Raw genomic sequence first — 18,696 nt, 5'->3', positions numbered from 1 at the left:
TTTGGCCGGATATGCATTTGTTAGATATCTTTATCCACGTTTCAGACTAGATATCCTTCACTAATTCGGATTTACACTTCACATTCCAATTCAGCAGAAAATTCTAGATTGCAAGAGACGTCATTTTATCTACGTCTTAATCCATATAACTTTCGCTCACCCCCGGTTATCCGCCACTTTCGAGGATTTTATCCTTCACTTTTGAAAATTTATCCTTCACTTTTTACGATTTCGAAAAGTTTATCGATCACAAAGCTATCGTTATCCACTCGTAGATCCATTTTTCCATCACTTCGACTCACATATCCTTTACCTCTTTTTTCCATTACTTTAGAATCTCTAGTCTTATAAAAAGTCCATTGAACACATACAACCGAGATTCAATCTAAAAAAACAAAGAAGCAGGAATTGACTCCTGCTTCTTTATTAAAACCCATCCTCAGCATAGAACGGAATATTCAATCTGTTTTCAACCGCACGCAGCCTTTGGTTTAATCGGTTTAAGCGGCGAGTGTGGCGTTCGTCAACTTGGTTGAGTCGGTTAACTTCTCGGTTCAGACGCCCGATTTCCTGGTTTTGGCGGTTTAATTCCTGACTTAAGCGTCTTAGTTCTTGTTGCTGCAGTTGGTTTTCTCTTTCAAGTTCACGAATTCTTCTTTCTAGGTTAGGTTGTCTGTCAATCTCGGATTGTTCTTCATAATAATCTAGCTCATCAAACGATTCTGGTTGCTGATAAAATTCTTGTTGTTGCTGATAGAGTTCTTGTTGCTGTTGATAGTAATCTTGTTGCTGTTGATAATATTCTTGTTGTTGTCGATAAAGCTCTAGCTGTTGACTATTCGAATTGTAAGGATATAGTGCATAAGGGGAAGCTGGCTGTTGCACATGTCCAGGGTTATATTGAAATGGGTTCATCACGGAATCCTCCTCTGTAATTTCTTAGTCGGGATGAATACTCTAACAAAATATGAAAAAGTAGGCGGAGTGTAAGGGCGGATGCCCAGAGACAATCCTATGAAATTAAAAAAAGAATAAACAATGTATTTTTTTATTCCACCCCATTAAAAACTTACACGCTTCGAGAGAATTTTGACGGCAAATGGACTGAAGAGGATGAGGTCCATTTGACTGTATCGAATCATTTAAGGGGATTGTAATTCTATAGTGGCTATACTAATTTAGAAGCTGCAATAAGGCTAGCTTCTTTTTTATGTCCTATTTCAAGTATTATCTTATAGTCTTGTTTTGGTTTGAATTTGGAGATAATTAATTTTGGGATTGATAAAATTATTTTTTTCTTTATAACAAAACATTGTTATGTTAAATTTAAGTAATCATATATTTTCAATGTCCTGATGAAAAGTGGGTAAAGGGTGAACACACCGTCGCGGAGTGAGCTTAATGAGGCTACAATACCGCGCACGGTAAGAAATTGCCTCTAGTTGCCATTCAACAGGCTTGTTTAACAAAGCTTAAAAAATAGGAAATTTAATTAAGAAACAGGACACTTTATCTGCTATTCATCAGTTATTTCTTGTTTTCAACATTTAACGTAACAATGTTTCGTTAATGGCCAATTATTTGAAAAATATAATAGAGGAAAGGAATTATCTAATTGTGAATACAAAACAAAGCAAACAAGGGCTCGTGCTTACAGGTCTCTTATTGGGCATTTTAATGGCATCGATGGATAATACCATTGTTGCTACTGCCATGGGGACGATTGTAGGTGAATTAGGTGGTTTAGATAAGTTTGTATGGGTCACTTCAGCTTACATGGTTGCTGAAATGGCAGGTATGCCGATTTTCGGAAAATTATCTGATATGTTCGGTAGGAAAAAGTTTTTTATTTTCGGATTAATTGTGTTCTTAATAGGCTCGATTTTATGCGGTACTGCAGAAAGTATTACTCAGCTTAGTATTTACCGTGCTATCCAAGGAATTGGGGGAGGAGCACTCATTCCAATCGCATTTACGATTATGTTTGATACGGTTCCTGTTGAACAACGTGGGAAACTGGGTGGATTATTCGGTGCTGTATTCGGTTTATCGAGTATATTCGGTCCGTTATTAGGAGCTTATATTACAGACTACATCAGCTGGCATTGGGTCTTTTATGTGAATATTCCTCTTGGCTTGTTAGCATTTATCTTTATTGCATTTTTCTATAAAGAATCTCTAGTTCACTCTAAGCAAAAAATTGACTGGTGGGGTGCTATAACGCTTGTTATTGCTGTGGTCAGTCTAATGTTTGCTTTGGAGTTAGGTGGAAATGAGTACGATTGGGATTCAGTAGTTATTATTGGATTGTTTGCAGTGTTTTCAGTATTGTTTTTAGCGTTTATATGGATTGAAAGGAAAGTAACGGATCCGATTATCTCCTTCCCTATGTTCAAAAACCGCTTGTTTACCACAAGTAATGCTTTAGGATTACTAAGTGGTATGGCGTTTATTACTGCATCTGTCTATATTCCGATTTACATTCAAGGAGTACTTGGAGGAACAGCGACAAATTCAGGATTAGTGTTGCTTCCGATGATGTTGGGATCAGTAGTCTCTGCGACCACTGGTGGGTTCCTGATGAATAAATGGAGTTACCGAAAAATTATGATTCTATTTACTATCATTCTGTCTGTGGGCATGGTCTTGTTGACGACTTTAAAACCGGATTCAGGACGTTTGTTAGTAACTCTGTATATGATCATAGTAGGACTAGGCATAGGGGCTACTTTTTCTGTCTTAAGCAATGCTGCTATCCATCATTTCCATCCTTCTCAGCGTGGTTCTGTGAACTCTACTGTCTCGTTTATCCGTTCTTTGGGAATGACTCTAGGAATTACTGTTTTTGGAATTATCCAACGGAACGAATTCACTTCTAAACTAGAGAATATTTTTGCTGGAATGGGAGAGAGCATGACTGATAACCCTGCTTTGAATGATCCAAGAGTTCTGTTGGCGCCTGAAGCCCGTGCACAAATTCCAGCTCCAATATTGGATAAAATAACAGCTGCATTATCTTCGTCCATCACATATACGTTTATGTGGGCTCTCATTCCTACTGCCTTGGCATTTATTGCAGCTAGCCTAATGACGAAGGATCACTTAAGTAATTCGGTTGAGCATCAACAGGCGATGGAAGAAAAGTAGGACTTTTAAAAATCTTGCGATTGCCAGTTTTAGTCAGGGGGCAATGATCATCCAAAAAATCATTAAATTCATTTATATCTTAGTGGGGTTAATATCGCTTGTACTAGGAATTTTAGGAATTGGATTACCGGTATTACCGACTACTCCGCTATTCCTATTAGCATCTTTTTGTTTTGTAAAAGGATCAGAGCGGTTCGAGAAGTGGTTTAAAGGGACTTCACTGTATAAAAAGCATTTGGAGAGCTTTGTGAAAAAGAGAAGTATGTCCATAAGACAGAAGCTTTCAATCTTGCTCTTTGCCGATGCGATGATCGCGATTGCTTTCATCTTGATGGACAGTATAGTTATACGGATAGCGTTAATCTTTATTGTGATTTATAAATATTATTATTTCTTTACTAAAATCAAAACCTTGTCTTAATATAGACAAGGTTTTGTTTTTTCCATCACCATAAAACAGGTTTCACAACCATGAACCAAAGCATGGCAATTAGGAGGATGATGTAGATCCATATAGAACGATTTAGTTTTCCCGCTATTTCTTCTCGATTATGTATTTCTTCTTGATACTTCCTTAGTTTTGGTGAAAAAGCTCTTGCCAAAAAGAATAGGGAGCCAAACATGATAAGCAATGTCATGACGATCCAAGGTGTACTCCAAGTCCACGGGCCGTATACCACGAGTAATATACCTGATCCAACCAATACATGGCCAGCGTGTTTGGTAAGCCGGACGACGAATCGGAATGTTTCGAGGTGTGGGTGTATTTCTTCTTCTTTAGCCAAGCGTAACTTTTTTACGATAGGAAGTAGAATGAAGAACGGCCCAATGGAAACCACCACACTTAGTACATGGATAAATATTAATATGCGGTACAATACATCCATTTTTATTCACTTACAGGACTGAATTCATGCACCCAAACTCTCATTTGCGGCAGCCAAGGCATACCTGGATGATAGGATAGGATTGATTCTTTATACTCTTCTACAGTATTAAAGCCTTCATGTTGTGCATGTTCATCTGTTAACTCTCCTAAAGACTGTGAATAGACACGGTCCACGATGAATTTTTTATCCTCTAAAACCATGATTTCGCCTACATCAGCATATCTTCCGTTTCTGCGTGTTGCTGTTTTTTTGCCTTCCAACACTTTTTGTACATCTTCTGGCATCGTTACTAGACGTTCTATGGAACATGTTTTAGGTGGTAAAGTATTTTGTGCTTCTTGATTACTCATTTTTAAATCTCCCTTCAATAATTAAAATTCTATTTTACTGTATCATACTTTTTCATTCTAAAAAAAAGCTATTCAAAAAAAGTAAATTAAATATATCTTTTATCTAAAAATTCTGTAAAATAGAGACAAAAGATATATGAAAAGTTGGGAGAGAGCACGATGTCTAATAGATTCCCGAACATAGGAAAAGAAAATGAATCATTTTTATATAATTCTGATGAGTTATTCGATTTATTTCTTAATTGTACAGCAGACGGGTTTGCTTTCGTTGATTTGGAAAATCGGTTCATTCGGGTGAATCCAATGTATACGAAGATTTTTGGATACACTTCAGAAGAAATACTAGGTAAAAGATTTAATGAATTTTCTAATCCTAGTATCGTAAATGAAATAATTGAATCTGTAAAGCAAGGGAAAGTGTATTCGAATATGATTACCCAGCGATTTCATAAGGATGGGACTACACTTGATATTGCGGTATCCTATTCGCCATTCCGGAATTCAAATGGAGAAATCATAGCGATTATTGCTATTTTTAGAGATATTACAGAACTAAAGCAAATGGAAAGGGAATTAGAAAAAATCCGTGAACTTTATAAACTCATAACGGAAAATACCTCCGATATGATCAAGGTATTTTCGAAAGAGAAAACGATTATATACGCTTCTCCTTCTCACGAAAAAGTGATGGGATATTCTCCAGAGGAATTAGTTGGGAAAAAAATTCATGAAATTATGGTGCCTGGTGAAGAGGAGCATTTTGATTGGACCTTTCAAAAATTACTAAAGACTGAAGAGCCTCAGCTGATTCAAAATAAGGTAAGGACATCTAATAATGATGTCATTTATCTGGAGTCCAATATTTCGCCTATCTATAATGAACAAAAAGAGATGGAGGCCTTTGTGACGGTAGGAAGAAATATTTCCGATCGAGTCAAAAATGATGCTGCCCTTCGTAATTTAGATCGGCTCTCGATCATTGGACAACTTGCAGCTGGTGTTGCACATGAGATTAGGAATCCTTTGACTTCTTTAAAAGGATTTTCAAAGCTTTTACGAAGTAATCCAGATCCGCACAAGCAAGATCAATACTTGTCCATTATCATGAATGAACTTGATCGAATCGATATGATTGTAAACGAATTCATGTCACTGGCCAAACCACAGGCGATTCTTTTTGAAAGAGAAAAATTATTTTCCATTCTACATAGCACGATTAATGTTCTTCATCCACAAGCTTTATTACATAATGTCCAAATTATTTTAGAAGATTTAATAGAAGATGTAGATTTATTATGTAGCCCACACCAACTGAAGCAGGTTTTTGTCAATTTCCTTAAAAATGCGATTGAATCGATGCCGAACGGAGGTACTGTTGAAATAAGGGTCCAAAAGTTGGAAAACAAAGGGGTATTGATTACATTTAAGGATGAGGGAATAGGAATAGAAGAAGACCTGTTAAGATATTTGGGAACCCCTTTTTATACAACGAAAGACAAAGGAATTGGTTTAGGATTGACGGTCAGCAATAAAATCATCCAGGAACATAATGGTTCAATGACGATAGAAAGTCAGCTTGGTATAGGCACATCTGTATCGGTTCGATTGGATGTTTTATAATTGATGACGAAGGGTGCTAAGCCTATTTCTATAAAATACAAAATCAATTCTTTAAATTGCTACTATAAAAGGACTTTCTTAAATGAAAGTCCTTTCAGATTGTCGACAAAAGGTATCGAGAGCGCTCTCTCAATACCTTTTGTCATTTTTGATATGTATGGTAGGCGAAAAGGTTGATTTCCGCTCCAGGCACTTGCTTTCCGGGGGGCGTTCGCAGAGCCTCCTCGTCGCTACCGCTCCTGCGGGGTCTCGCCTGTAACGCTAATCCCCCAGGAGTCAAGCGCCTTCCGCTCCAATCAACCAGTGTCCTTGAATAATCAACTTAAAAACCTGTTCATTAAGCTTTATAAATCATCCTTAAGCAACTTTCCATGTCCAAGTTGTCAGATTCCGTGTAAGTGAATATCCCAACATCCCTTTCTTGTTTGAAAGGGATGTTTTTTATTGGCCATTTGTCTCGAGGTAACTCCTGCCCTTAATGGACAAACATACATTTTACCCGAAATGGACATGTATCCACTCCCTATTTTAGTGGGGCGAATATGTATATAGGGAATCGGACATGCAGGGATAAATGTATTAAACCAAAAGAAAGGAGCATGGTAATGACTTTCGAAATTGGAATGACATTATTGGTTTTCACAATGACGATGTTGGTGATATTTTGGAGACCAAAAGGAATAAATGAAGCTTGGCCAGCGTCTATCGGTGCTGGGTTAATCTTACTGACAGGCATTGTATCACGTGGAGATATAATGGATATTATCAGTAAAATTGGGGGAGCTTCAATAACTATCATAAGTACGATCGTTATGGCGGTCATATTAGAAAGCTTCGGTTTTTTTCATTGGTCAGCAGCTAGATTGGCCGTTTTGTCTAAAGGATCGGGCTATCGATTATATTGGAATATACAATTATTATGTTTTTTGATGACACTTTTATTTAATAATGATGGAAGCATTTTAATTACTACCCCCATCTTAATCATGCTTTTAAAAAACCTTCGTTTAAGACCACAAGAACAAATTCCATATTTACTAAGTGGAGCTTTAATTGCAACTGCTTCAAGTGCTCCAATCGGAGTAAGTAATATAGTAAATTTAATAGCTTTAGAAATTGTTGATATGACGCTATATATGCATACAGCTATGATGTTCGTACCAGCTACACTCGGATTGTTGTTTATGAGCTGGTTAATGTTTATGGTTGTAAAGAATAAATTACCGAAAAAATTGCCTAATTCGTCATATGATATAGAAGAAATGTTTTTTGTTAAAAACTTTCATCCGTTAAAGAGTAGTATTTCTGTTGAAACGAAACGTAAACGGACTCAATTTATGTTGAAAGTTTTGCTGTTTGTGTTTATCATGCGTTGCTTGTTATTTGTAGCCTCATACCTCTCGATCCCTATTGAACTAGTTGCGGTACTTGGTTCTTTAGCGTTACTGGTATGGAGATGGTACCATTTACGAACCAATCCTGTGGATATATTGAAGAAGACTCCCTGGCATATTTTAATCTTTGCCTTTTCAATGTACGTGATTATTTATGGGCTCCATAATGTTGGGTTAACCACTTTTCTCGTAGAGTTATGTGAGCCAATAGTAAACCAAGGATTATTTTATGCAAGTGTAATTATGGGAGGACTTGTATCCATTTTATCTAACATCTTTAACAACCATCCTGCATTAATGATAGGAACCATTACATTAACTGAAATGGGTCTGGATCCAATCACTTTAAAGACCATCTATCTTGCCAATATCATCGGTAGTGACATGGGATCCTTGTTATTACCAATTGGAACACTGGCATCGCTAATTTGGATGCACATTCTGCGGCAAAATAAGATTGATGTATCGTGGAAAGATTATTTAAGCGTTTCAATTGTAGTTATCCCATTAACAACAGTTGTAACTTTGATATTATTGTTCTATTGGGTACAGATGGTTTTTAGTTAAATTCACAAGGAGGAGATTATGGTGAGCAATATCAATACGTTAATGGGACAACAAGTTTGTATTTTATTATCGGGAAAAACCACCTTCAAGGGGGTCCTGATTGATTTAGGCCAAGATATACTAGTTTTATACAATGGTCAACAGTTTATCTATATTCCTATGTTGCATGTTCATCGAATTCAACTGGTTAAAGATAAAAATGAGTTTGTGAGCAGTCCGACTGAATCAGAAATTCCTGATGATATGGACGCTATTTCATACCGGAAAATATTAACAAATGCTAAGGGTACTTTTGCTGAAATTTACGTAACTGGAAACCTAACTTTTCACGGATATATTACGAGTGTATTAAATGATTACTTTGTTTTCTACTCACCTGTTTATAAAACGATGTTCATTTCCATGAGCCATTTGAAGTGGCTGACCCCTTACAATCAAACCGTCACGCCATATTCTTTGAGTAATGAAAGCCTTCCTGTCCATCCAACAAGCGTCCCTATACAGCGTTCATTAGAGGAACAATTAAAAAGAGAAGTAGGAAAACTAGTCGTTTTTGATGCCGGTAGCGATCCCATGAAAATCGGAAAATTAATAAGCGTGAATAATAACTTAGTTGAATTGGCGATTGCGAATGGAGATACAGTATTTTTGAAGCTTTCCCATATTAAATCAGTTCATATGACATAATATTTTAGAAGGGGGGATTCAACCGATGAACAAATCATTATTCCTATCTGTACTAATAGCAATATTAGTTACTTTAACTTCATGCGGGCAACAGGACAATACTTCTGAACCAATTTCAAAAGAAGAGAAACGATACGAAAATGATGCTTTTAAAGAAGTTATGATCAAGGAAGAGGAAGACCACCTTGTCGTTACTGGAAAAGCAAGAGTGTTTGAAGGGAATTTTCAATACGCAATCATAAAGGATAGTACGATTGTCAAACAGGACTTTTATCAAACTGATGGCGCTCCTGCGTGGGGGGACTTTGAGATAATAATTGAAAAGGAACTAAAGGGTACAGAACTTGAGCTGTTTGTTTATTCAGCGAAAGACGGGTCCAAAATCGATGTATTGAAGATACCACTTACTAATCATTAAGAGAAGTGTTTAGTTACTTCTCTTTTTTATTTAGAAATTTATTCCAATAAAGATGCTTTTATATTATAATTTTCTAAAAATTTCAATAGAGGATGATTATGATGGAAGTTTGCTTCATTTGCAATAAACATTCTGGAAGTATTCAGACTATTTTAGAGAATGATCAAAATGAATAAAGTGTTGGACGAGTTGATTTGGGTTGGCAGCCAACAACATTTTGTTGATATGCCACATATTCATTGTCTAAGCGATATGGTCATTGGTCGTTATGGAGGAAGCTCTGAAGCGGGCCAATATAAGAATGAAGACGGTTGCTTAGTGTGGAAAGGTGAAGAAGGTTCATGGGAATTTGCGATGATTCTTGATGCACACAACACCGCTAAGAGTGCCGAATTAGTAGTTGAACAATTTGTACAGAAAAAATCCGACATACAAAGGATTCTATCCCATCCTCTACAAAGTGTTTTCAAGAGCATGGAAAAGTTGGTCCTAGAAATCTTTCAGAATGATGAATTTCTTTCTGTTTGCCGTAAGATTAAGGGTGAAACGGCTTGTTTAATTGTCGTAAGGAAAGACAAATACGTTTGGTGGTTTTCGGTTGGAGATTGCCTTTTATATCTATTTCATCCGGAGCTAGCTGCTCTTAGTCAGTATCAATTGAACCAAAGACAATTCTATGAGTGGATAGGACAAGTAAATACGTTTGAACAGGTTGTACCTTGTTATAGCAGTGGTGTGAGGGAGTTAAGAAAAGGGGTAAATCATATCTTCCTTACCACTGATGGACTCATTGAATGTCCAGGCGAACCTTATTCCAACCCAAAAGATTTAGGTGAAGTGTTCTCAAATTCAGAGAATGATGCAAGTGTAAAGGCGTTGTTAGCAGAAATACAAAGTCGAAACGTCAGGGATAGTACCACCATTGTTTCTTGGAAGATTAATATTTTCCAAGAAGTGAGCCGACCAAGTGATGAATAAAAGTTAAACGTTCGGATTTAATGATCCGGACGCTTTTTTGTTAACAAATCTTTTTATAATAAACTAGGGTTGTTTGATCATTGATCTTCTTAGTCACACCAGTCTGTTTGAATCCCAATTTTTCGTAAAGGTAACAATTTCGTTGTTCCTCCAGTAGTGTCGCTAATTCCCAAATAGTGGCATGAGGAAACATTTCCTCTAGATAGTAAATGGCTTGTTGGGCTATTTTCTGCCCTTGATATTGGGGCAAAATAAACATCGGACTGATCCAAAATTGTGCTTCTTCCTTCCAAAAAACACAAATAGCCCCTACGATAGTGTGGTTAACTACTATTTTATAAAATCCTCCTTTAGGATTGATAATCCTTGAAATGACTCTTTCAATATTTTCATTAGCTGGACTAGTTTCGTAATCTTGATATTTTTCCAGCAAAGGCATAAATGCTTTTTTTTGTATATCCAAAATTACTTCTGCATCAGATTTGGTTGCTTTCTCCAATCGAATCTCCATATTATTCACCTCATACAATTATTACTGACCGCTTTAAAATACTAACATAAATTCCCATCAAGGCTTTCTTTACATTTGTAATAAGTTCTATCTCATATTTATTATTTGACTTTTCAGAAAATAAAAGGTAAATATGTTAGTAATATTACATATTATTTTTATACGCAATATTATCGTCATATAAAAATGGGGTGAGAATATGATTTTACATGAGGAAGAAACCTACAGTAGGGAAAAGATGGAGAGGCTGCAATTTAAAAGGATATTGGCTACAGTTAACACTGTGTATGAACAAGTCCCGTTTTATCGGAAACAGTGGAATGAGGCAGGCATCATTCCACAAGATATTCAGAAACTAGATGATATTAAAAATCTGCCATTTACTACAAAGAAAGATTTAAGGGGGCAGTATCCGTTTGGATTATTTGCTGTTGAACAAAGTGAGGTAGTACGAATTCATGCTTCTTCAGGTACGAGCGGAAAACCAACCGTTGTCGGATATACCCAAAAGGACATCGATATGTGGGGGAATCTCGTAGCCCGTGCCATTTCAATGGCAGGCGGAAATAAGGGAGAAGTGTTACATAATGCGTATGGGTATGGACTATTTACCGGAGGATTGGGTCTCCATTATGGTAGTGAAAAACTAGGCATGGCTACCGTCCCTGTTTCAGGGGGAAACACTGATCGCCAGATAGCACTGATACAAGACTTTAAGCCTTCGGTCATTTGTGGTACACCTTCTTATATTCTGACGATCACTGAACGGATGGAGCATATGGGTATTGATTTAAGTGAAAATTCATTGAAGTTTGGTATCTTTGGGGCGGAGCCTTGGTCGGAAGAAATGCGTGCCTTATTAGAGAAAAAGTTAGGCATCAAAGCCTGCGATATTTATGGTTTGAGTGAAATTTTAGGACCGGGCGTTTCAATGGAATGCCATGAAGCTCAAAATGGCCTGCATGTTGCGGAAGATCATTTTTATGTAGAAGTCATTGATCCCATTACGCTTCTGCCCCTCCCGGATGGTGAGGAAGGGGAACTCGTTTTCACAAGCCTTACAAAGGAAGCCCTGCCTATCATTCGTTATAGAACTGGAGATATTGCTTCCCTTTCTAGGGAGGTGTGCGCCTGCGGCAGGACAACGACAAGAATGTCTCGTATCAAAGGACGAATCGATGATATGTTGATTGTTCGTGGTGTAAATGTTTTTCCATCGGAAATCGAGCATTATCTACTGAGTTCAAATGAAATTGTTCCTCACTACCAATTGCATGTCAAGCGGATTGGTACGCTCGATACTGTGGAACTTCATATTGAAGTGAAGGAGGATCTATTTATGGAGCTAGGTAAAAACCTGGACCATGATCAAATCCAGTTTCTTTCAAGGGAAATTCAACATACATTAAAAAGTCATCTCCTCATTTCTATAGATGTCAAGGTTTGTCCTCCAAAATCGATCCCTAGGTCAGAAGGGAAAGCTGTTAGGATTTTGGACCATCGAAAATTTAGCACGACAAATCCATAAATAGTCAGAACATTCCGTTGAATGTTGTATAACATTATAATATAATTACGTTAAATTAACGTTATATGTTAAGGTGGTGTAGAATGTGTCAGAGCTTGAAACAATAACACTAGAAGAAAAGCATAAGAAATTCATGGAACGAATCCAAGCCGGTGAAAAAATCGAAGCGGATGATTGGATGCCAGATGAGTATAGAAATGTACTGATTAAGCTCATTTCCATGCATGGAATTAGTGAGATTATGGGTGCTCTACCTGAAAAAGAGTGGGTGCCAAAAGCACCTTCTTTAAAGCGGAAATTAGGAATTATGGCGAAAGTACAAGACGAAATGGGGCACGGACAGCTACTCCTACGTGTGGCAGAAGATTTATTAAAACCAGTTGGGAAATCTCGTGGTGATATTTTGGAAGATTTATTATCAGGAGATTTGAAGTTTCATAATGTCTTTCATATGGAAGCTCCTACTTGGGGAGATGCAGGATTAATCGGTTGGTTGGTGGATGGTGCAGCAATCATCACACAAACCAATATGCTAGATGCCTCTTATGGCCCATATGCCCGAGCGTTGAAACGTATTTGTGCGGAAGAAGTGTTCCATGCCCAACACGGGGAAGCAATCATAATGGCCCTTGCAGAAGGAACGACTGAACAAAAAGCATTGATCCAAGATTCCATCAACCGATGGTGGGAAGCTTTGTTGATGTTTTTCGGTCCAGGAGATGCAACTGCGACGGGAACGTCCAAACAGGATGTGACTGCGAGGTATCGAATCCGATCAAAGTCAAATGAAGAGTTACGCCAAGACTTTTTCACCAAGTATGTTCCGAGAATTCTTTCCCTTGGCTTGACGATCCCCGATCCTACGATGCATTTTGACAATGAACAAAAGATGTGGGTTTACCAACAGCCAGACTGGAAGCGCTTTAAAGAAATCATTAAAAATCGAGGACCGAAGTCAAAGGATCGATTGAGATTAAGAGAGCTAGCTTATGAAAACAATGCTTGGGTTCGCGAAGCGTTAAGCGGGAAAAATGACGTAGTCTAACTTTTGGTTGAAAGGAGGACCTTCCTTGAGTAATTTTTATGAAGAATATGAGGTTTTTAGTAGGCGTTCTGATACGGCTCCCATGCAATACCAGTTCAGTTTATTGGCACCTAATCAAGAGCTGGCACTTGTTTTGGCACAGGAGAATTTCATGAGGAGAGAACCTGTGGCTGATATTTGGGTGGTGAAGCGATCGGATGTTAGAAAAATGACGCCTGAAGAAAGGCAGTCATTAGCAAGGCTCGATAATAAAGATTATCGGAATACAAAAGGATATGGCTATTTAAAGAAAAAATGGCGCCATTATGAGCAAGAGATGCTGGACGAACAAGAAATCCTCTCGTGGGGAGGGAAAATCGAAAAATGACGGAGCAATTAGAGCAAACTAGTAAACTAGCATTAATAGAATTATTATATCAGCTTGCAGACGATGATTTTATCCTAGCATATCGAGGGTCTGAATGGCTTGGATTAGCTCCGCATATTGAAGAAGATGTAGCCTATTCGTCCATCAATCAAGATACGATGGGGCACGCAGTGATGTATTATCGATTGTTGGAAGAGCTTGGGGAAAAGGATATGGATTACCTTGCGCATGCAAGGCCTGCGAGTGAACGTAAGAATGCCATCATTCTTGAGAAAGTGAATGGACCAGGAACATACTTGCAGGAGCCGAAATATGATTGGGCATTTGCGGTTGTCCGTCACTTCTTTTACTCCCATGCGAAGAAAATCAAAATCAATTCATTAAAAACATCGTCCTATAAGCCTCTTGCTGATACGGCAGTCAAGGTAAGTATGGAGCTTTATTATCATCAGATGCACTGGAATATCTGGTTCAAGCAACTGGTTGAAGCTGGTGGCGAAGCAAGGACCAGAATGGAACAAGCGATTAACATCGTTATAAAAGACTTTGGAGATGTCCTTTCATTAGGAGCATTAAGCAAAGAAATGTCTGAAGCAGGGTTGATTGAGGCAGAAGATGTTCTTATTGCACGTTTCCATTCCGTCATGAACCAAATGTTTACTTCAAGCGGACTTACTTACACTGCTGCCATTGGGAAGGAAAGTGGAGAGGGTAGAAAGGGAGAACATACCCCCGATTTACAGGATGCTCTGAAAGTATTAAGTGAAGTATACGCTTCAGATCCAGCAGCTATCTGGTAAAAGCCTATTTATAAAGGGATGAATGATGTATGAAATGGTTCGGGGAATTAACCGCACTCCAACAATCCGAAATAGAACTGGCGCTACAATCTGTAAAAGATCCAGAAATTGATTCTGTCAGCATTTTAGAATTAGGGATGGTAGAAGAAATAAAAGTTTCTGGTAATGGTATCGTTATTAGCATTCTACCAACCTTCATGGGGTGTCCTGCTTTAGATATTATCAAGAGTAATATTTTGAAAGCGGTTACTTCACTCGATTGGTTGGAAGAGGTTGAAGTCCAGTTTGTGTTTGATCCCCCTTGGACGTCCGACCGTGTCTCAGAAATTGGCCGTGAAAGACTCAAAGAGTTCGGGATCGCTCCTCCACCAAAACAAGTGAGCGAAACAGGGGAATGGCATGTACTTTGTCCATATTGTGATTCATCATATACGACGATGGAGAATATATTTGGACCAACAGCATGTAGAAGCATCCTGTACTGTAAAACCTGCAAGAACCCGTTTGAAGCAATGAAGCCTATTTCAACGCTAATGTAATGGGAATTTAGCGTCCATGACCTAAGCAGTTTTAATAATGTGGTTGTTTTCGTAAAGTTTGTTGCTTTTTTAGCGCAATTTAACTATACCTGCCTGAGTTGATTGTAGCGGAGGATACTTGACTCCTGCGGGAAAAAGAGGAAAGTGGGAGACCCCACAGGTGGTAACACCGAAGAGGCTCCCATTCCTCCCCGCGGAAAGCAAGTGCCTGGAGTTGTGATCATCGGGCAAACTTTATTACGTAAAAACAACAATCAATACGAAAACCAAAAATAAAGTGGACGCTTATGTACTAAAAATATTTTTTATCTAAAAGGAGAGATTTTACATGGTTAAATTAATCGCGCTTTACAAGCACCCAGAAAATAAGGAAGCTTTTGATCAACACTATTTTGGTCATCATGCCCCAATCACGGCTAAAATTCCAGGACTGCAAAAAATGGAGGTTACAAGAGTAGTAGGAAGCCCAATGGGTGGCGAGGGCAAATACTATATCATGTGTGAAATGTATTATGAGAGCCATGAAGCATTAAAAGCTGCGATGAAATCCGATGAAGGTAGAGCTTCTGGAAAGGATTTAATGTCTTTCGCAGGCGATCTAGTTACGTTGATGATCGGTGAAGAAGTGAATGAGTAAAGAATTCCAGTTCATTGAAACAAAAGTAGAAGGTTCCGTTGGGTTCATTGCGTTGAATCGTCCGAAAGTACTGAACGCCATCAATCGAGGAATGGTGGCTGAGATTGTAGAGGCTATGGAGGGCTACGATCGAGACGAGTACATACGTGTGATTGTATTGTCTGGGAATGGAAGGGCATTCGCAGCAGGAGCGGACATTGACGAAATGGTGAATACCGATCCAATCGGAATGGAGCTCCTCAACCAATTTACGGATTGGGACCGTCTAGGAGCCATTAAAAAACCCATCATTGGAGCGGTTCATGGTTTTGCCCTAGGTGGCGGATTTGAGCTTGCACTGTGTTGTGATTTACTGTTTGCTGCGGAAGATGCAGAATTTGGATTTCCAGAGGTTAATTTGGGAGTCATGCCAGGTGCGGGCGGGACGCAGCGATTGACTAAGTTGGTAGGTCGTACGAGAGCGTTGCGCTGGCTGATGACAGGGGATCGCTTTTCAGCGAAAGAAGCCCTTCATTACGGTGTAGTCTGTGACACGATTCCTTCTAATCTATTAATGGAAGAAACAGTTCGCTTTGCAGAGAACTTAGCGACTAAGCCTCCATTATCGCTTCGTTTGATAAAGGAATCCGTTCAAAAGGCAGTTGATTCGACCACTTTAGAAGGAATGCAATTCGAAAGAAAGAATTTTTACCTCCTTTTTTCATCGGAAGATCAAAAGGAGGGCATGTTAGCCTTTAAAGAAAAGAGAAAACCTCAATTTAGAGGTAAATAGGGGCTAGGTCCCACTACACAAGTAAGGATGCAAAGGCAAAGTCCCTTTAACGCTAAGAGATGAGATTGTGAGTGGGGTCAGACTAAAGGATTTATAGAGGCAGGGTCTACAAGGGGGTACATACATTGTACGAAACGATTAAATACGAAGTGAATGATTCTGTTGCCACATTAACGTTGAATCGTCCCGATAAATTGAATGCTTTTACTGAAGCGATGCATAGAGAAATGCTTCATGCATTGAAAACGGTGGATCGGGATGAGAGTGTTAGATGTCTTGTCATAACGGGGGAAGGTAGAGCCTTTTCTTCAGGTGAGGATCTTGGGGGAGTTGGAGAAGGTTTGGATCATGGGGAAGTGCTTCGTACGAGATATACCCCAGTCATGATTCAGCTATCGAAGCTCCAAAAACCAGTGATTGCCGCGATCAATGGAGTGGCAGCAGGGTCTGGTTTAAGCTTGGCATTAGCTTGTGATTTCAGAATTATGCATGAGAAGGCAAAGTTAGTCCAGGCATTCATTCATGTTGGATTGATTCCTGACTCAGGGAACTTATATTATTTACCCAAAATTGTTGGGCATGCCAAAGCGCTTGAGCTCGCAGTGTTTGGTGAAAAGGTCTCTGCAGAAGAGGCGAATCGAATTGGGCTCGTGACAAAAATCAGTACAGATGAAGAATGGCATGAGTCGGTTTCCGACTTTTCTAGACGGTTAGCTAGCATGCCGACGAAAGCAATTGGATTAATTAAAAGCCAATTGAATGCAAGTTATGAAATGTCACTGGATGAATTTTTACAAAAAGAGGCGTACGGTCAAAGAATGGCTGGCTTAACTCACGATCATCGTGAAGGAGTTCAAGCATTTATCGAAAAAAGACCTTCCGTATTCACTGGACAATAAGTCTCGTAGAAAAGGAGATTACTATGTCGACGGTTAGAGACCCAAAACTAGAGCAGTTTGAAACGAAGAGAGACCGCTACCAATTGATCATTAACGGGCAGCGAATGGAAAGCAGCAGCAATGAGACGTTCGTTACGTACAATCCAGCTACAGGTGAAAAAATCGCTGATGTGGCCAAAGCCAATATTGAGGACGCGGAACGTGCAGTTCAAGCCGCCCGAAACGCATTTGATTTCGGCAAATGGCGGCACTTTCCCATCAATAAGCGTTCCAGGACCTTGAATAAAATCGCGAGCATTATGCGTTCAAGGTTTAATGAGTTAGTAGAATTAGAGATTCTCGATACAGGTAAATCATTGTCCGCTGCCCAAGGGCAAGTGATGCAAGCCATAGAGGACTTTGAATTTTATGCAGGTGCAATTGTAAGCCACCGTGGAAGTGTCAATAGCATGCCTGGAGCTTTCCAAAACCACACGGAAAAAGAACCCGTTGGGGTTTGTGCACAAATCATTCCTTGGAATTATCCACTGATGATGGCAGCTTGGAAAATTGCTCCTGCGATTGCCGTAGGTTGTTCAGTCGTGGTAAAACCAGCGACACTGACACCCTTAACAGCAATAGTACTTGGGGAAATCTGTATCGAAGCAGGCGTACCTGAAGGTGTAGTGAATATTGTACCTGGAGCTGGTTCAGAGGTAGGAAACTATTTAGTGGAACATGTTGCGGTCGATAAGATTGCTTTCACAGGATCTACACCGATTGGAAGAAAAATTATGGAACGCGCATCAAGTACTTTAAAGCGTGTGACTTTAGAGCTAGGTGGAAAATCCCCAAGCATTGTGTTTGAGGACGCAGATATCGATGCCGCTGTAGATGGTTCACTCTTTGGAATTTTCTATAATTCGGGTCAGTCTTGTGAAGCACGTTCAAGATTGTATGTGCAAGAAGAAATTTACGATGAATTCATGGAAAAGTTCATCGAAAAAACGAAGAAGCTTAAGCTAGGCAATCCTTTCGATAAAGGCACTCATGTTGGGGCAATCATCAACCAGGATCAGCTTAATATCATCCATGCCTATGTCGAATCGGCAAAAGCGGATGGAGCCAATATTGAAACGGGCGGAACAGTAGCGAAATTGGAAGGCTATGAAAATGGATTCTGGTATGAGCCAACTATCATTACTAACGTGAATCATAACACGAAGGCTGTCAGGGAAGAAATCTTTGGACCAGTTGTGGTTGTCATGAAATTCAAGGATGAAAAGGAAGCCTTAAAGCTTGCCAATGATACCGAATATGGTTTGGGTTCTGCGGTCTGGACGAAAGACCATGCTCGGGCGACTCGCATTTCGAAGGGAATCCAAGCGGGAATAGTAATGGTCAACTGTCCGTTTTCTGCATTCCCGGGAACACCGTTCGGAGGCTATAAGCAATCAGGATTTGGCAGAGAGCTTTGTGTTGAAACACTGGATTTATACTGTGAAACAAAAAGCGTCATTTCCTATTACGGAGGGCGACCTTTAAATCCATTTGGATTATAAGAATGG

Annotated in this window: 20 protein-coding genes; 16 read left to right on the top strand and 4 right to left on the bottom strand. The window is 39.1% G+C overall.

Features of this window, described 5'->3' with window-relative positions; translation table 11 throughout:
- Positions 1–426: 426 nt before the first annotated feature.
- Complete coding sequence (locus G3O09_RS22885) at positions 427–915, bottom strand: hypothetical protein (RefSeq protein WP_420850332.1); 489 nt, start codon at positions 913–915, stop codon at positions 427–429.
- 702 nt (positions 916–1,617) lie between these two features.
- Here G3O09_RS22885 and G3O09_RS05995 point away from each other — a divergent pair.
- Entirely contained in the window at positions 1,618–3,147 is a 1,530-nt protein-coding gene (locus tag G3O09_RS05995) for an MDR family MFS transporter (RefSeq protein ID WP_163100565.1), read from the top strand.
- A 43-nt stretch (positions 3,148–3,190) separates the two neighbouring features.
- A complete protein-coding gene (locus G3O09_RS05990) occupies positions 3,191–3,568 on the top strand; it encodes a YbaN family protein (RefSeq protein WP_205439612.1) in 378 nt (125 codons plus the stop codon).
- 25 nt (positions 3,569–3,593) lie between these two features.
- On the opposite strand, the gene G3O09_RS05985 is transcribed toward G3O09_RS05990, so the two are convergent.
- Together G3O09_RS05985 and G3O09_RS05980 are read right to left on the bottom strand one after the other, a co-directional pair.
- Entirely contained in the window at positions 3,594–4,034 is a 441-nt protein-coding gene (locus G3O09_RS05985) for a hypothetical protein (RefSeq protein ID WP_163100564.1), read from the bottom strand.
- Positions 4,035–4,036: 2 nt separating this feature from the next.
- A complete protein-coding gene (locus G3O09_RS05980) occupies positions 4,037–4,387 on the bottom strand; it encodes an ASCH domain-containing protein (RefSeq protein WP_163100563.1) in 351 nt (116 codons plus the stop codon).
- A gap of 159 nt (positions 4,388–4,546) precedes the next feature.
- Between G3O09_RS05980 and G3O09_RS05975 the strand changes: the two genes are divergently transcribed.
- The 5 genes from G3O09_RS05975 (at position 4,547) to G3O09_RS05955 (ending at position 10,051) form a co-directional block, all read left to right on the top strand.
- Positions 4,547–6,007: a PAS domain-containing sensor histidine kinase gene (locus G3O09_RS05975; protein ID WP_163100562.1), complete on the top strand. Its 1,461-nt coding sequence runs from the start codon at positions 4,547–4,549 to the stop codon at positions 6,005–6,007.
- A 605-nt stretch (positions 6,008–6,612) separates the two neighbouring features.
- Positions 6,613–7,968: an arsenic transporter gene (locus G3O09_RS05970; protein WP_163100561.1), complete on the top strand. Its 1,356-nt coding sequence runs from the start codon at positions 6,613–6,615 to the stop codon at positions 7,966–7,968.
- Positions 7,969–7,989: 21 nt separating this feature from the next.
- Positions 7,990–8,655 carry a DUF2642 domain-containing protein gene (locus G3O09_RS05965; RefSeq protein WP_163100612.1) on the top strand — a complete coding sequence of 222 codons (666 nt, stop codon included), beginning with the start codon at positions 7,990–7,992 and terminating at the stop codon, positions 8,653–8,655.
- Between the two features lie 25 nt (positions 8,656–8,680).
- The gene (locus G3O09_RS05960; protein WP_163100560.1) at positions 8,681–9,073 is read left to right on the top strand and encodes a Gmad2 immunoglobulin-like domain-containing protein; all 393 of its coding nucleotides are present in this window, start codon (positions 8,681–8,683) and stop codon (positions 9,071–9,073) included.
- A 168-nt stretch (positions 9,074–9,241) separates the two neighbouring features.
- On the top strand, positions 9,242–10,051 hold the full coding sequence (locus G3O09_RS05955) for a PP2C family serine/threonine-protein phosphatase (RefSeq protein WP_163100559.1): 810 nt from the start codon (positions 9,242–9,244) through the stop codon (positions 10,049–10,051).
- Between the two features lie 40 nt (positions 10,052–10,091).
- Here G3O09_RS05955 and G3O09_RS05950 read toward each other — a convergent pair whose 3' ends face one another.
- Positions 10,092–10,562, bottom strand: coding sequence for a GNAT family N-acetyltransferase (locus tag G3O09_RS05950; protein ID WP_163100558.1), 471 nt, complete (start codon positions 10,560–10,562; stop codon positions 10,092–10,094).
- 199 nt (positions 10,563–10,761) lie between these two features.
- Between G3O09_RS05950 and G3O09_RS05945 the strand changes: the two genes are divergently transcribed.
- From G3O09_RS05945 to G3O09_RS05905, 9 genes are all read left to right on the top strand, one after another.
- Positions 10,762–12,090 (top strand): phenylacetate--CoA ligase family protein, encoded by a 1,329-nt coding sequence (locus tag G3O09_RS05945; protein ID WP_163100557.1) that lies wholly within the window; start codon positions 10,762–10,764, stop codon positions 12,088–12,090.
- Positions 12,091–12,223: 133 nt separating this feature from the next.
- Positions 12,224–13,135 (top strand): 1,2-phenylacetyl-CoA epoxidase subunit PaaA, encoded by a 912-nt coding sequence (gene paaA / locus G3O09_RS05940; protein ID WP_163100611.1) that lies wholly within the window; start codon positions 12,224–12,226, stop codon positions 13,133–13,135.
- Positions 13,136–13,160: 25 nt separating this feature from the next.
- A complete protein-coding gene (gene paaB, locus G3O09_RS05935; RefSeq protein ID WP_163100556.1) occupies positions 13,161–13,502 on the top strand; it encodes a 1,2-phenylacetyl-CoA epoxidase subunit PaaB in 342 nt (113 codons plus the stop codon).
- Positions 13,499–14,302, top strand: coding sequence for a 1,2-phenylacetyl-CoA epoxidase subunit PaaC (gene paaC, locus G3O09_RS05930; protein WP_163100555.1), 804 nt, complete (start codon positions 13,499–13,501; stop codon positions 14,300–14,302). The genes paaB and paaC overlap by 4 nt, the downstream gene beginning before the upstream one ends.
- Positions 14,303–14,331: 29 nt before the next feature.
- Positions 14,332–14,841, top strand: a complete 510-nt coding sequence (paaD, locus tag G3O09_RS05925) for a 1,2-phenylacetyl-CoA epoxidase subunit PaaD (protein WP_163100554.1) — start codon at positions 14,332–14,334, stop codon at positions 14,839–14,841.
- A gap of 328 nt (positions 14,842–15,169) precedes the next feature.
- Entirely contained in the window at positions 15,170–15,478 is a 309-nt protein-coding gene (locus tag G3O09_RS05920) for an EthD family reductase (RefSeq protein WP_163100553.1), read from the top strand.
- Positions 15,471–16,250 carry an enoyl-CoA hydratase/isomerase family protein gene (locus tag G3O09_RS05915; RefSeq protein ID WP_163100552.1) on the top strand — a complete coding sequence of 260 codons (780 nt, stop codon included), beginning with the start codon at positions 15,471–15,473 and terminating at the stop codon, positions 16,248–16,250. Before G3O09_RS05920 ends, G3O09_RS05915 begins: the two co-directional genes overlap by 8 nt.
- A gap of 125 nt (positions 16,251–16,375) precedes the next feature.
- Positions 16,376–17,149, top strand: a complete 774-nt coding sequence (locus G3O09_RS05910; RefSeq protein WP_163100551.1) for an enoyl-CoA hydratase-related protein — start codon at positions 16,376–16,378, stop codon at positions 17,147–17,149.
- Between the two features lie 23 nt (positions 17,150–17,172).
- A complete protein-coding gene (locus tag G3O09_RS05905; protein ID WP_163100550.1) occupies positions 17,173–18,690 on the top strand; it encodes an aldehyde dehydrogenase family protein in 1,518 nt (505 codons plus the stop codon).
- Positions 18,691–18,696: the final 6 nt, after the last annotated feature.

Origin of the sequence: Peribacillus alkalitolerans (assembly GCF_010882125.1) — a bacterium.
In the GTDB taxonomy this organism is placed as follows: Bacteria; Bacillota; Bacilli; order Bacillales; family DSM-1321; genus Bacillus_BN; species Bacillus_BN alkalitolerans.
This window is presented reverse-complemented; position numbering and strand designations above follow the sequence as displayed.

Coding starts and splice junctions, on each gene's coding strand:
- G3O09_RS05915 (WP_163100552.1), top strand. CDS start 15,471: ATGAGTAAAGAATTCCAGTTCATTGAAACAAAAGTAGAAGGTTCCGTT.
- G3O09_RS05975 (WP_163100562.1), top strand. CDS start 4,547: ATGTCTAATAGATTCCCGAACATAGGAAAAGAAAATGAATCATTTTTA.
- paaA (WP_163100611.1), top strand. CDS start 12,224: ATGGAACGAATCCAAGCCGGTGAAAAAATCGAAGCGGATGATTGGATG.
- G3O09_RS05985 (WP_163100564.1), bottom strand. CDS start 4,034: ATGGATGTATTGTACCGCATATTAATATTTATCCATGTACTAAGTGTG.
- paaC (WP_163100555.1), top strand. CDS start 13,499: ATGACGGAGCAATTAGAGCAAACTAGTAAACTAGCATTAATAGAATTA.
- G3O09_RS05990 (WP_205439612.1), top strand. CDS start 3,191: ATGATCATCCAAAAAATCATTAAATTCATTTATATCTTAGTGGGGTTA.
- paaD (WP_163100554.1), top strand. CDS start 14,332: ATGAAATGGTTCGGGGAATTAACCGCACTCCAACAATCCGAAATAGAA.
- G3O09_RS05980 (WP_163100563.1), bottom strand. CDS start 4,387: ATGAGTAATCAAGAAGCACAAAATACTTTACCACCTAAAACATGTTCC.
- G3O09_RS22885 (WP_420850332.1), bottom strand. CDS start 915: ATGAACCCATTTCAATATAACCCTGGACATGTGCAACAGCCAGCTTCC.
- G3O09_RS05955 (WP_163100559.1), top strand. CDS start 9,242: ATGAATAAAGTGTTGGACGAGTTGATTTGGGTTGGCAGCCAACAACAT.
- G3O09_RS05970 (WP_163100561.1), top strand. CDS start 6,613: ATGACTTTCGAAATTGGAATGACATTATTGGTTTTCACAATGACGATG.
- G3O09_RS05945 (WP_163100557.1), top strand. CDS start 10,762: ATGATTTTACATGAGGAAGAAACCTACAGTAGGGAAAAGATGGAGAGG.
- G3O09_RS05960 (WP_163100560.1), top strand. CDS start 8,681: ATGAACAAATCATTATTCCTATCTGTACTAATAGCAATATTAGTTACT.
- G3O09_RS05950 (WP_163100558.1), bottom strand. CDS start 10,562: ATGGAGATTCGATTGGAGAAAGCAACCAAATCTGATGCAGAAGTAATT.
- G3O09_RS05920 (WP_163100553.1), top strand. CDS start 15,170: ATGGTTAAATTAATCGCGCTTTACAAGCACCCAGAAAATAAGGAAGCT.
- G3O09_RS05905 (WP_163100550.1), top strand. CDS start 17,173: ATGTCGACGGTTAGAGACCCAAAACTAGAGCAGTTTGAAACGAAGAGA.